Below are 12,076 nucleotides of genomic sequence, written 5' to 3'. Positions count from 1 at the left end.
CCCATCAAAGGAATTAATCTCATGGCTATGAAAATCCGTTTGGCCCGTGGTGGCTCTAAGAAACGCCCTTTTTACCGTGTTGTAGCAGCTGACAGCCGCATGGCACGTGACGGTCGCTTCATCGAGAAGCTCGGCACATACAACCCGCTCCTTCCTAAAGACAGCGAAGAGCGCGTGAAGCTGGACATGGAGCGCGTGCAGTACTGGTTGGGCGAAGGTGCACAGCCAACTGACCGTGTAAGCCGTTTCCTCGAAGCTGCTGGTGTTCTCGAAAAGAAAGAGCGCGCCAACATGAAGAAAGCCGTTCCAGGCAAAAAAGCGCAGGAACGTGCAGAAGAAAAAGCAGCTAAAGCCGCGGCAGCAGCTGAAGCAGCAAACGCACCGGCTGAAGAAGCACCAGTCGAAGAAGCGGCTGCAGCAGAAGAGTAAGTCTTTTGTCAGTTTTGTCCCCGCGCGGATGGCAAGGTTTTTGGGCGTATATAACCGCTTTTTAACTTTGCCCTCGCGGGGGCAGAATTACCAAAGACTTAGAATTGCAGTAAACGCTATCTGAACACCGCAATTGCACCGTCCTCCACCAATTTAGAAACGTCATAAGAAAAAGGTTGAGCCGCCATGTTCAGATTGATGCGCTTAATCATGTTTGTTGGTGCTGCTTTTCTGGCGGGGATCGTTTATCAGATGGGCAACACATCAGAAGCCTGCAAAAATGCGGGCGGGACCATACGCAACTCAATTTGTGAGATACCTCAATGACCCAGAGCTCCTCCGACAAGGTTTTGGTAGGCACAATCGCCGGTGCATTCGGAGTACAGGGTGACGTGCGCATCAAGTCGTTTTGCAGCTTTGCACCAGACATCTTTGGCTACGCGCTGACAGACGAAAGCGGCACGCGAAGCATTGAGATGGTTCTGGTTCAGCAAATCAAGAACGGCTTTGCCGCCCAAGTTGAGGGCGTTGTGACCAAAGAAGATGCGGACGCACTGCGAGGCATTGATCTGTTCGCCACCCGTGAGCAGCTTCCCCAAGCAGAGGATGACGAGTTCTACTACGCCGATCTGATCGGTCTGGCGGTGTTTGACACTGGCGGAACAGAGCTTGGCACCGTTAAGCACGTCATGGATCACGGTGCGGGCGATTTGCTTGAAGTCCAAGGCCCCAAGTTGAAAGATACAGTGTTGGTACCTTTCACCAAAGCAGCTGTTCCAACAGTAGACGTCACGGGCAGACGCGTGGTTATTGACCCACCCGAAGGTCTCTTTTGAACGCCCTACGGCATCAACGATACTCACACTCACAACGCACTGCACGACAGCGCGCTGAAAGAGGACTCCCATGACTGACGCGCCGCAAACCCCGTCTGCTGAAACGCCTACAAAGCCTGTCCGCGAAGAACGCTCCGTCGGGCGCAAGTCTATTTCCGCGTCACTCAAACCACGCGAGTTGCTAACCGACAAACCCCGCTTGGCCCGAGCATGGGATGCGCGGGTGGTGACCCTTTTACCCCAAGCTTTCCCCGGTATTTTAGGCGAAAGTCTGACCGGCAAGGCCCTCAAAGACGGCGTGTGGCAGTTAGAAACAACGGACCTACGCACGTTTGGTGAAGGCCGGCACAAGAACGTTGATGACACGCCATCGGGCGGTGGTGCGGGCATGGTGATGCGCGCGGATGTGGTGGGCAACGCCCTGGCAACTGCGCATCGCGGCGCACGGCATCCGATGATTTACCTCAGCCCCCGTGGGAAAAAGTTTGACCAAGGCATGGCCCAAGCCCTTGCGCGCGAAAGTGGTGTAACGCTGCTCTGTGGTCGGTTTGAAGGGGTGGACGAGCGCGTTCTTCAACGCTTTGACATCATGGAGGTCAGCCTTGGGGATTTCGTGCTCACAGGTGGTGAGCTGGCCGCTCAAATTCTTTTGGATGCCACGGTACGGTTATTGGCAGGTGTTCTTGGAAACGCCGAAAGCACGGTTGAGGAAAGCTTTTCAAACGGGCTTTTGGAGCACCCTCAGTACACCCGTCCGGCCGAGTGGGAGGGCATGAGCATCCCTGATGTGCTGACCAGTGGGAACCACAAAAAGATCGCGCAGTGGCGTCAGGAACAATCTGAACGCATCACCCAAGAGCGCCGGCCTGATCTTTGGCAAGCGCATCTCAAAAAGGATTAGGCCCTATTTCTTGCGGTTACCTTTTTGAAGGCCCTTGATCGTCTTTCCCAGTGATTTGTCACGGGCCTTGCGGTGGGCCGCAGTTTGAGTGGCGGCTTCTGAATTATGCGCATCTTCATCTTGTAGCTTTTGCCAGCGCTCAACACGCGCGGGATCAACACTGCCGTCTGCAATGCCTGCTTTAATGGCGCACTTCGGTTCAGACTGATGCGCACAATCAGAGAATTTACATTGTGCAGCGACCTCGATCAGATCGGCGAAAACGTCCTTGATACCGGAAGCCGCGTCCGTCAGTTGCAGCTCGCGCATGCCCGGTGTGTCCAGAACTGCGCATCCATTTGGCAGCTGGTGCAACTCGCGGTGGGTCGTGGTGTGGCGTCCCTTTGCGTCATCGTCGCGAATACCTTGGGTCGCCGCTTTTATCTGTCCCGAAAGTGCGTTTACCAGTGTGGACTTACCCACGCCGGATGACCCTAAAAATGCAATCGTTTGGCCCAGCTGCACCCACGGGGCCAACGCATCGGACGGATCTGTGTTGCGCACATCAAGCGCCAGAACAGCGACGCGCTCAGAAATGGTTTGGGCCTGCGCCACATATCCATCAGGGTCGTCGCTTAAATCCGCTTTGGTCAGGATGATGACGGGCGTTGTGTCCGCCTCAAACGCCAACGCCACGTAGCGCTCAAGACGTGCGACGTTGAAATCAGCATTGCACGAAGACACAACAAAGACCGTATCGATATTAGCCGCTATAGATTGAGTGTAGGTGATCCGTCCCGCGGCTTTGCGTTTAATCAGACTGCTGCGTTCAAGCCGTGCACAGGCTGTTTTTGTCTGTGGGTCGAGCAAGAGCCAATCACCAACCGTCGCCTCAAAAGCGTGCGGAATGGTCAGATCAACATCAACGCCAATCACCCGAAGCGTATTACGGTGCACCGCTGTGACCCGAGTGGGCTGTCCGGCGGCGGGAAAGTCGGAAATACTTGATGACAAACCCTCAAGCTGTGCCTCAAAGAAAGGGGTCCAGCCGAGACGCGCTAATGGCGCATCGACGGCGTCAGACGCGTCGACCATATTTGAGAGCTCAGACGCGGGCATGAAGGGCAAAGGTGGTGTTCAACATAGGCGGTACAAATAGGCGACATGTGCAGGGTTTACCAGTTATTTACATGAGCCGCCAAAGCACCGAACAATCCATGAAATGAATACCAAGCGTGGCACACAAGGGGTTGTCACGAACCGGCGAAAGGCCTTATACGGCGCAAGTCTGACCACGTTAGTGGATTCGGACGTCGCTTGTATTGGTGAACTTGCGCATACGACCCTTTGGTGTTTCGACAACGGGTATCGCGATGTAGGGAACTGGTGCGGCACACAAGGAATAGTGACCTAACCTCTGGCGGGCGCCACGGCGGACCCGAACGACACCCGAGAGCTCTGAGGCTGCGCCACACCATCGCGGGCAAACCGTGAGCAACATAGGAGACGATCATGAACCTGATCGCTGAACTGGAGGCCGAACAAGTTGCGGCCCTTGGGAACGAGCTTCCCGACTTTAAAGCGGGTGACACCATCCGCGTTGGTTACAAAGTAACCGAAGGCACACGCAGCCGTGTGCAAAACTACGAAGGCGTTTGCATTGCGCGCAAGAACGGTGAAGGCATTGCCGGATCGTTCACTGTTCGCAAGATCTCCTTCGGTGAAGGTGTTGAGCGCGTATTCCCGCTGCACTCCACCAACATTGACAGCATCACAGTAGTACGCCGTGGCCGTGTGCGTCGCGCGAAACTGTACTATCTTCGTGAGCGTCGCGGTAAGTCTGCTCGTATCGCCGAGCAAACAAACTACCGTCCCAAGAAATCTTAAGGAGCGGATGTCATGAGAAAAGATACCCACCCTGACTACCACATCATCAAAGTCAAAATGACAAACGGTGATATCGTTGAAATGAAATCCACTTGGGGTTCCGAAGGCGACCAGATCGCTTTGGATATCGACCCATCCGCGCACCCAGCATGGACCGGTGGTAACACAAAGCTGATGGATACCGGTGGTCGCGTATCCAAGTTCAAAAACAAATACGCTGGCTTGGGCTTCTAAACCCGCCGCACATTTGTGTGTTGAATTCAAACGCCGCTCCTTATCTGGGGCGGCGTTTTTGATTGGTTAATTGCAGTTTTACCAATGTTGCGCGGTTGTGCTTTCATTGGGTTGCAACGCCACATATAGTCGCTCAAAAGCATCTTTGCGGATGCAAGAAGACAAACCAAAGGGCCGAGTACATGGCGCATATTATCGTTGTAGGAAATGAAAAAGGCGGCGCGGGAAAATCCACGGTTTCCATGCACGTAGCCACAGCCCTGTCGCGGATGGGCCACCGTGTCGGATGCCTTGATTTGGACCTGCGCCAGAAAACGCTGGGGCGCTACATTACGAACCGCCAGACTTTTCTGAATGCCGAAGGTCTTGAACTGCCTACGCCAACTTATCTGGATTTGCCCGAGCTGGATCAATCGACGCTGGCTGAGGGTGAAAACATTTACGATGCCCGCCTGACGGCTGGTGTTGCTGCACTTGATGCGGACAATGACTTTGTATTGATCGACTGCCCCGGCTCTCACACGCGGCTAAGCCAAGTGGCGCACTCTCTTGCAGATACCCTGATCACACCCCTAAACGATAGCTTTATCGACTTTGACTTGTTGGCCCACGTAGACACAGAAGGCACTAACATCACGGGGCCTTCTGTGTATTCCGAAATGGTATGGGCCGCGCGTCAATTGCGCGCCAAAGCCGGCCTAACGCCTATTGATTGGATCGTTGTGCGCAACCGTATGGGCGCGCAGAACATGGTAAACAAAAAGAAGATGGAAGCCGCCATTGGGAAGCTCGCAAAGCGCATCGGTTTTCGGACGGCGACAGGCTTTAACGAACGGGTTATTTTCCGCGAGCTATTTCCACGGGGGCTGACCCTACTTGATCTACGCGACATTGGCGTAAAGGGGATGAATATCTCAAACGTCGCAGCCCGTAATGAGCTGCGCGAATTGATCAAAGCCCTTGATCTGCCAAACGTAAAAGTCAGCTTCTGATCAGCTTGCGCGCAGCAAGCCGCCCATCTCACGCTCTGCCACGCGCCCCGCAACGAACATGGCCAGCAGCCACCCGGTTGCTACAGCCGTGGCGATACCCAGCCAGACGCCAATCACGTCAAAGCCTGCAAGGCTTACGAAAACCCATATGAACAAACCCACACCCAAACCTTGGCGGTAGATGCTGATCCACAAAGTCCAGATTGGTTTCTTGAGTGCTTGTAGGATTGAGTTGATTGAAAAGAGCATCATGTAAACGGGGAACAGGATCGCATCGACACGCAGATAGCTTGCCCCGATCTCGATGACCGCCTCATCATCCGTAAAGAGCCCCATCGCAAAATGCCCGCCAAACCATAACGACGGCAACGCGATAGCGGCCATCACAAAGCCAACTTTCCAGCAAAAGCGCAGGGCTTCGCGAACGCGGTCATGCTCACCCGCGCCAAAATTTTGTCCTGCAATAGGTAAAAGCGCACCGGTCATACCCAGTACCGGCAACAGCAAAATTTGTTCAATCCGAAGACCGACCCCGTAGGCCGCGATAGCCTCGCCGCCAAAACCTTTAAGGGCAAATTGTACCACAAAGCCAGAGACAAACATCACCACAAGCGCCGTGGTGGTCGGTAACATTTGCGCAAAGATTTCACGGAAGCTAGCCCATGTGGGGATGAACGCATCACGGGGCACACCCTGCATCATCTCTAGCGCAAACACCCGCGAGAAGATCCAGATCATTACACCCGTCTGTGACAGGATCGTAGCCGCCGCGATACCGTTAAAACCCATGCCGCCCCACACGCCGGGAATGCCAAAAATGAACAATGGGTTCAGTCCGATGTTCGCCACGAAGGCCACCATCAAGCCACGCTGCATCGAAACCGTATCACCGTGAGATTGCAAAATACCATTCGTACCATAAGCCAGCAAAAATGCAGGCAGCGCGAACAACAGCCAATTGAAATACCCCAAGGCCGCATCGCGGTAGGCGCCTTCTTCAGAGACGAGCGCAATCAAGAACGGGCCAGAAAACGCCCCGATACACATCAGCAAAGCCGTTGCGATCAAACCAAAACTAATCCCTTGGGCCGCCAACCTGCGCGACGAGGTGCCGTCTTTGCGTCCCTTTGCGTTACTTACAAGTGCGCTGAGCGCAGACCCAAGGCCAAACCCCACGGCCATCATGATGAAAAATGCCTGATACCCAACGGCCAAACCTGCCTGCGCCTCGGTTCCCAACATGCCGGCGAAATAAACATCAACCACGTTGTAGAGAGTGGCGAACAGCATCCCGAAGGCCGCCGGAACCGCAAGCGCGCGGAAATGACCCGAGATCGGGCCGGTCGTCAGATCATCTTTTTGCATATTTAGTCCGCCGCTTTCATACGCCGTTCAAGCCAACGGACGCCTGCAGATACAATGAGGATAAGAACCAGATATTCCAACACCAAAATAGTATAAATCTCGAGGGGTCGGTATTCGGAGACCACCAGTTCGTTCGCCTTGCGGGTCAATTCTTGCATCCCGATCACCGACACCAGAGACGACATCTTGAGCATATAGACCAGCTGGTTGCCCAATGCAGGCAGGATGCGGCGGATAGCTTGGGGCAAGATGATAAAGCGCATCGTATCACGGTAGTTTAACGAAATAGACTGCGCCGCCTCATATTGACCACGATTGATTGACTGAATACCAGCGCGGAAAATCTCGGCCTGAAACGCACTATCCGACAGAGCAAGCGCCAGCACACCGGCCCAGAACACGTTCAGCGTCAGGCCTGTAAGTTGCGGCAGGCCATAGTACACCCAAAGGATCAGAACAAGGATCGGCACCGCGCGCACCACCTCAACATATGTTCGGTTAATCGCGCGGTAGCGGCGCTTGCTGGACAACCCTGGCAGCGCAATCAAAAGCCCAACCACAACCGAAATAAGAATGGCGGTCAGTGACATCAAAATGGTGTTGTAGGCACCTGTCGCCATGAATTTAAGGTTGGCGAGACCGTTGGCAGTGCGAGGATCAACTACATACCACCCCCAATTTCCAGAACAGCCCGACAACAGCAAAGCCAGTGGCGCAAGAACAATCAAACGTTTCATAATACGCCCCTAGTGGTTCAGAATTTGTTGGATAAACGCACCAAAGCGCGCAGATTTCGGGGCCGTAAAGACCTGTTCCGTGGGGCCCACCTCAACGATTTGGCCCTTATCCATGAATACCATCTTATCGGCAACGCGGCGGGCAAAACCCATTTCGTGGGTTACAACCACCATGGTCATTCCGTCACGCGCCAACTCAGACATCACATCAAGCACTTCGGCAATCATTTCAGGATCAAGCGCCGAGGTAGGCTCATCGAAAAGTAAAATGCGCGGTTCCATACAAAGAGATCGCGCAATAGCCACGCGTTGCTGCTGACCACCAGATAATTGGCGCGGCAACTTATCAGCCTGATCCGGAATTCGAACGCGATTAAGATATTTCATCGCACGTTCTTCGGCGGCTTTCGGATCCAGTCCCAAAACGCGCCGCGGACCGAGGGTCAAGTTTTCGAGCACTGTCAGATGAGGGAACAAATTGAACTGTTGAAAAACCATCCCGACGTTGCCGCGGATTTTCTCAAGGGTCGCCTTATCATCAGTTAGCGTCACACCATCTACGATAATTTCGCCCTGCTCATGCGCCTCAAGACGGTTAATACAGCGGATCAGCGTCGACTTACCGGAGCCGGATGGACCACAGATGACAACCTTCTCACCAAGGTTCACATCAAGGGACACATCCTTCAGCGCTTGAAAAGTGTCAAAAAACTTTGACACTTTTTGCATAGAAATTAAGGCAACCATAGTTTACACTTCTCCTAGAGCTGCGTGATGGCAAAAAAGGACACGCAACGCAATTTTTATCGGGATTACCAGTTTCCTGCCGCCCATTTCACCCTAACTAGCCCTAAATACACAAAGAGGAATACCCATGAAATTTTTTAAGATCGCTGCTGCGACCCTCGTTCTTGCGGCAAGTTCCGTACAGGCGACTGCACAATCTGCCCTGAGTGAAATCCTTTCAAATGGCGTGCTGAAAGTCGGCACGACTGGCGATTGGAACCCAATGACAATGCGCGATGTCGCGACAAACAGCTACACCGGATACGACATCGATGTGATGACGCAGCTGGCTGCCGATCTGGGCGTGGAAGTTGAGTTCGTTGCAACAGACTGGAAAACATTGGTGAGCGGCGTGACCTCGGGCCAGTACCACATCACAGGATCAGCCTCTGTTTCGCCAAGCCGCGCAAAAGCCGCAGGGTATTCAGACAGCTACTTCAGCCTTGCCACCGTGCCATTGACGCTGAAAGAAAATGCAGGTCGTTTCTCAAGCTGGGATGATTTGAACAACGCTGACGTTTCAGTCGCCGCAACTTTGGGCACAACTCAAGAAAAGCAAGTCAAAGAGTTCTTCCCAGACGCGCAGTACCGCATCGTTGAAGCCCCTGCCCGTGACTTCCAAGAAGTCCTCGCAGGCCGTGCTGATGCGAACATCACCTCAAACGTTGAGGCAAACAAACTGGTCGCACAATACGACCAACTGATGATTGTGCCAGTTGCCGAGGGCCGCGCACCCACACCAATCGCGATGCTTTTGCCGCAAGCAGACCAAGTGTGGATCAACTACGTCAACACGTGGATCACGCTGAAGCAAGAACAAGGCTTCTTCGACACTTTGGGCAAAAAATGGCAGCTGCTTGCTGAGTAATCAGCGCCCTTAGCCAAACCCAAGGGGTCAATTGCATCAGCGGTTGGCCCCTTTTTTGATTTAAGATTGGAAAACTATGCTGACCATTTATTCAGTACCAGTCGCGACTTATTGCGCGAAATTGCGGATCACCATGCGCCACAAAGGGCTGGCATGGGAAGAATTGCCCCCACCCGGCGGCTACGGATCTGCGGAGTATAAGGCGATTGTTCCGTCTGGGAACCTTCCCGCAATGGTTGATGAAGGCTTTATGTTGGCGGATTCCGAAGCCATCGCGGAGTACCTCAACGAGGTCTATCCAGACGTTCCGATGTTGCCCGACACAGTGCAACTTCGCGCAAAGGCCCGCGAGAAAGGCAGGCTGCACGACACGCGCCTCGAACCAGCGGTGCGGGCCATGTATCCTCAAGTAGCGCACGAAACCCGCAACGCAGACGCTGTGAAAGCCGGTGGTGCAGAGATCACAAAGCACCTTAAAGCATTAGCGCTATTGCTGCGCGACAGCCCACTTGACCCAGACACGCTTTGGCTTTGCGACTGTGGGTTTGCAGTCACGTTCGCATGGATCAGAGCGTTTGAGCAGGCACTTGGCTTGCCCGTTGAGTGGCCCCAGTCTGTTCTGGATTACGATGCGCGACTACAAAGCTTTGCACCTGTCAGTGATGAGCTTGTCCACTACAAGCCTGCAATGGATGACTATCTCAGCAAGGCCTATCCCGCATAAAAAAACGCCGCGCTAGTCAAAGCGCGGCGTTTCCAATTTCCGACTATGAAATGGCTTATGCCGCCAGATCAAAGCGGTCCAGTTCCATCACTTTGACCCAAGCCGCCACGAAGTCCGCGAGGAACTTCTGCTCTGCATCATCGGATGCATAGACTTCAGCCAGAGAGCGCAGGATTGAGTTTGAACCGAACAGAAGGTCAACCTCTGTACCCGTCCACTCACCGCCTTCAGACGTTTTATAGGTGCCGTCGCCAACATTCGTCCACGCGCCCAAAGTTGAAAGCAAGTTGCGGAAGAAGTCGTTGCTCAACGTACCCGGGCGATCCGTCAGAACACCGTGCTTTGTACCGCCTGCATTGATATCAAGCACACGCAAACCACCAATGAGCACAGTCATTTCCGGCGCGCTTAGGGCCAGCAATTGCGCACGATCCACCAAATGCTCGGCCGCAGACCGGACGTTGCCGGCAGGGAAGAAGTTACGGAACCCTTCGGCAGTGGGCTGCATTACGCTAAAGCTGTCCACGTCAGTTTGCTCTTGTGTCGCGTCTGTCCGGCCCGGAGTGAACGGCACTGATATGTCGCTACCAGCAGCTTTTGCTGCAGCCTCAAGTCCCGCAGAACCACCCAGCACGATCAGGTCAGCCAATGACACTTTCTTGTCACCAGACTGCGCGCCATTGAAGGCCGCTTGCACAGCTTCAAGTTTAGCAATCGTAGCATCAAAGCCATATGACGCGTTAACCGCCCAGTCTTTTTGTGGCGCCAAGCGAATGCGCGCGCCATTTGCACCACCGCGCTTATCTGAACCACGGAAAGTAGATGCAGAGGCCCACGCAAGGGCAACAAGCTCTTGTGGAGTTGCACCTGATGCAAGGATGTCCGCTTTCAACGCAGTCACATCAGCAGCATCGATCAATGCGTGATCTACCGCAGGCACAGGATCTTGCCACAACTCAGGCTCAGCCGGAACAAGCGGGCCGAGACCGACGTTATGTGGCCCCATGTCACGGTGTGTTAGTTTGAACCAAGCCTTTGCGAACGCCTGCTTGAACTCTTCAGGGTTTTCGTAAAAGCGACGTGAGATCTTGGCGTAGGCAGGATCTTCGCGCATGGCCAAATCAGACGTGAACATCACAGGTGCGTGGCGCTTTTCGGGGTTGTGCGCATCTGGCACGGTACCCTGAGCTTCCGCCTGAACCGGCTTCCACTGCTTGGCACCTGCAGGGCTTTCAGTCAGCTCCCAGTCGTAACCAAATAGGTTCTCAAAGTAGTTGTTGTCCCAAACCGCTGGGTTTGTTGTCCACGCACCTTCAAGGCCAGAAGTGATTGTGTGCTCACCTTTTCCGCTCTCGTATGAGTTTGCCCAACCAAAGCCCATTGCTTCAAGGCCAGCGCCCTCAGGTTCTGCATCCACATATTGCTCGGGGTCGGCGGCGCCGTGGCCTTTGCCGAATGTGTGACCACCCGCAATCAGCGCTACAGTTTCTTCATCGTTCATGGCCATGCGGCCAAAGGTTTCGCGGATGTCGCGCGCTGATGCCAACGGGTCAGGGTTGCCGTTTGGTCCTTCTGGATTGACGTAGATCAGACCCATCTGCACCGCACCCAAGACAGGCGCCAACTCACGATCGCCGCTGTAACGCTCGTCTGCGAGCCACTCGGTTTCAGGACCCCAGTAGATGTCTTCTTCAGGCTCCCAGATATCTTCGCGACCACCAGCGAAGCCGTATGGTTCGAAACCCATCGTCTCAAGGGCTTCGTTACCCGCGAGGATCATCAAGTCCGCCCACGAAATTGCAGCACCGTATTTTTGCTTGATAGGCCACAGAAGACGGCGCGCTTTGTCGAGGTTGCCGTTGTCTGGCCAGCTGTTGAGCGGCGCAAAACGTTGGCTGCCGGAACCCGCACCACCGCGACCATCATGCACACGGTATGTACCTGCAGAGTGCCACGCCATCCGAATGAAGAATGGGCCATAGTGGCCGTAGTCCGCAGGCCACCAATCTTGGCTGTCTGTCATCAACGCTTTCAAATCGGCGCGCAGGGCATCCAGATCAAGGGCCTTGAACGCTTCAGCATAATTAAAGTCAGCATCCATTGGGCTGACGCTTGGCGCGTTCTGGCTCAGCATTTTGAGGTTCAGTTGGTTCGGCCACCAATGTTGGTTCGCCTGCGTCCCCTTAGCGGAGTGCACGCCGTGCATAACAGGGCATTTGCCCGATTTTTCGTTGTTGATGTCGTCGAATGCGCCGTCCATGAGAATCTCCAATGTTGCTAATTTAGAATAGTTCTAGCAAAGGTTTTCCATTAGGATAAGTTGTATTTTCTGATTGAT

At 54.1% G+C, this 12,076-nt stretch carries 13 protein-coding genes; 8 read left to right on the top strand and 5 right to left on the bottom strand.

Annotated elements, in window-relative coordinates; translation table 11 throughout:
* Nucleotides 1-21 precede the first annotated feature (21 nt).
* From rpsP to trmD, 3 genes are all read left to right on the top strand, one after another.
* Nucleotides 22-429, top strand: a complete 408-nt coding sequence (gene rpsP / locus OLX08_RS09715) for a 30S ribosomal protein S16 (protein ID WP_391481124.1) — start codon at nucleotides 22-24, stop codon at nucleotides 427-429.
* Between the two features lie 323 nt (nucleotides 430-752).
* On the top strand, nucleotides 753-1,265 hold the full coding sequence (gene rimM, locus OLX08_RS09710; protein ID WP_391481122.1) for a ribosome maturation factor RimM: 513 nt from the start codon (nucleotides 753-755) through the stop codon (nucleotides 1,263-1,265).
* Between the two features lie 70 nt (nucleotides 1,266-1,335).
* Complete coding sequence (gene trmD / locus OLX08_RS09705; protein ID WP_391481120.1) at nucleotides 1,336-2,166, top strand: tRNA (guanosine(37)-N1)-methyltransferase TrmD; 831 nt, start codon at nucleotides 1,336-1,338, stop codon at nucleotides 2,164-2,166.
* A 3-nt stretch (nucleotides 2,167-2,169) separates the two neighbouring features.
* Here trmD and rsgA read toward each other — a convergent pair whose 3' ends face one another.
* Nucleotides 2,170-3,264, bottom strand: a complete 1,095-nt coding sequence (rsgA, locus tag OLX08_RS09700; protein ID WP_391481118.1) for a ribosome small subunit-dependent GTPase A — start codon at nucleotides 3,262-3,264, stop codon at nucleotides 2,170-2,172.
* Nucleotides 3,265-3,657: 393 nt separating this feature from the next.
* On the opposite strand from rsgA, the gene rplS reads away from it, so the two are divergent.
* The 3 genes from rplS to OLX08_RS09685 all read left to right on the top strand — a co-directional run bounded on the left by rplS (nucleotide 3,658) and on the right by OLX08_RS09685 (nucleotide 5,258).
* Nucleotides 3,658-4,032, top strand: a complete 375-nt coding sequence (gene rplS, locus OLX08_RS09695; protein ID WP_048599170.1) for a 50S ribosomal protein L19 — start codon at nucleotides 3,658-3,660, stop codon at nucleotides 4,030-4,032.
* Nucleotides 4,033-4,044: 12 nt separating this feature from the next.
* Nucleotides 4,045-4,266, top strand: coding sequence for a 50S ribosomal protein L31 (gene rpmE / locus OLX08_RS09690; protein WP_048599169.1), 222 nt, complete (start codon nucleotides 4,045-4,047; stop codon nucleotides 4,264-4,266).
* A gap of 182 nt (nucleotides 4,267-4,448) precedes the next feature.
* Nucleotides 4,449-5,258: a division plane positioning ATPase MipZ gene (locus OLX08_RS09685; RefSeq protein WP_341245744.1), complete on the top strand. Its 810-nt coding sequence runs from the start codon at nucleotides 4,449-4,451 to the stop codon at nucleotides 5,256-5,258.
* Here the strand turns inward: OLX08_RS09685 and OLX08_RS09680 are convergent, their stop codons facing one another.
* The 3 genes from OLX08_RS09680 to OLX08_RS09670 are packed head-to-tail and all read right to left on the bottom strand — an operon-like array spanning nucleotide 5,259 to nucleotide 8,089.
* A complete protein-coding gene (locus OLX08_RS09680) occupies nucleotides 5,259-6,623 on the bottom strand; it encodes an MATE family efflux transporter (RefSeq protein ID WP_391481116.1) in 1,365 nt (454 codons plus the stop codon).
* Between the two features lie 2 nt (nucleotides 6,624-6,625).
* A complete protein-coding gene (locus OLX08_RS09675) occupies nucleotides 6,626-7,360 on the bottom strand; it encodes an amino acid ABC transporter permease (RefSeq protein ID WP_391481114.1) in 735 nt (244 codons plus the stop codon).
* Between the two features lie 9 nt (nucleotides 7,361-7,369).
* Complete coding sequence (locus OLX08_RS09670; RefSeq protein WP_391481112.1) at nucleotides 7,370-8,089, bottom strand: amino acid ABC transporter ATP-binding protein; 720 nt, start codon at nucleotides 8,087-8,089, stop codon at nucleotides 7,370-7,372.
* A 145-nt stretch (nucleotides 8,090-8,234) separates the two neighbouring features.
* On the opposite strand from OLX08_RS09670, the gene OLX08_RS09665 reads away from it, so the two are divergent.
* Nucleotides 8,235-9,014 (top strand): transporter substrate-binding domain-containing protein, encoded by a 780-nt coding sequence (locus OLX08_RS09665; RefSeq protein ID WP_048599164.1) that lies wholly within the window; start codon nucleotides 8,235-8,237, stop codon nucleotides 9,012-9,014.
* A gap of 76 nt (nucleotides 9,015-9,090) precedes the next feature.
* Nucleotides 9,091-9,738: a glutathione S-transferase family protein gene (locus OLX08_RS09660; protein WP_391481110.1), complete on the top strand. Its 648-nt coding sequence runs from the start codon at nucleotides 9,091-9,093 to the stop codon at nucleotides 9,736-9,738.
* Between the two features lie 55 nt (nucleotides 9,739-9,793).
* Here OLX08_RS09660 and katG read toward each other — a convergent pair whose 3' ends face one another.
* The gene (katG, locus tag OLX08_RS09655; RefSeq protein ID WP_391481109.1) at nucleotides 9,794-11,998 is read right to left on the bottom strand and encodes a catalase/peroxidase HPI; all 2,205 of its coding nucleotides are present in this window, start codon (nucleotides 11,996-11,998) and stop codon (nucleotides 9,794-9,796) included.
* Between the last annotated feature and the right edge of the window lie 78 nt (nucleotides 11,999-12,076).

Origin of the sequence: Nereida ignava, assembly GCF_047114695.1 — a bacterium.
Classification (GTDB): Bacteria; Pseudomonadota; Alphaproteobacteria; order Rhodobacterales; family Rhodobacteraceae; genus Nereida; species Nereida ignava.
This window is presented reverse-complemented; position numbering and strand designations above follow the sequence as displayed.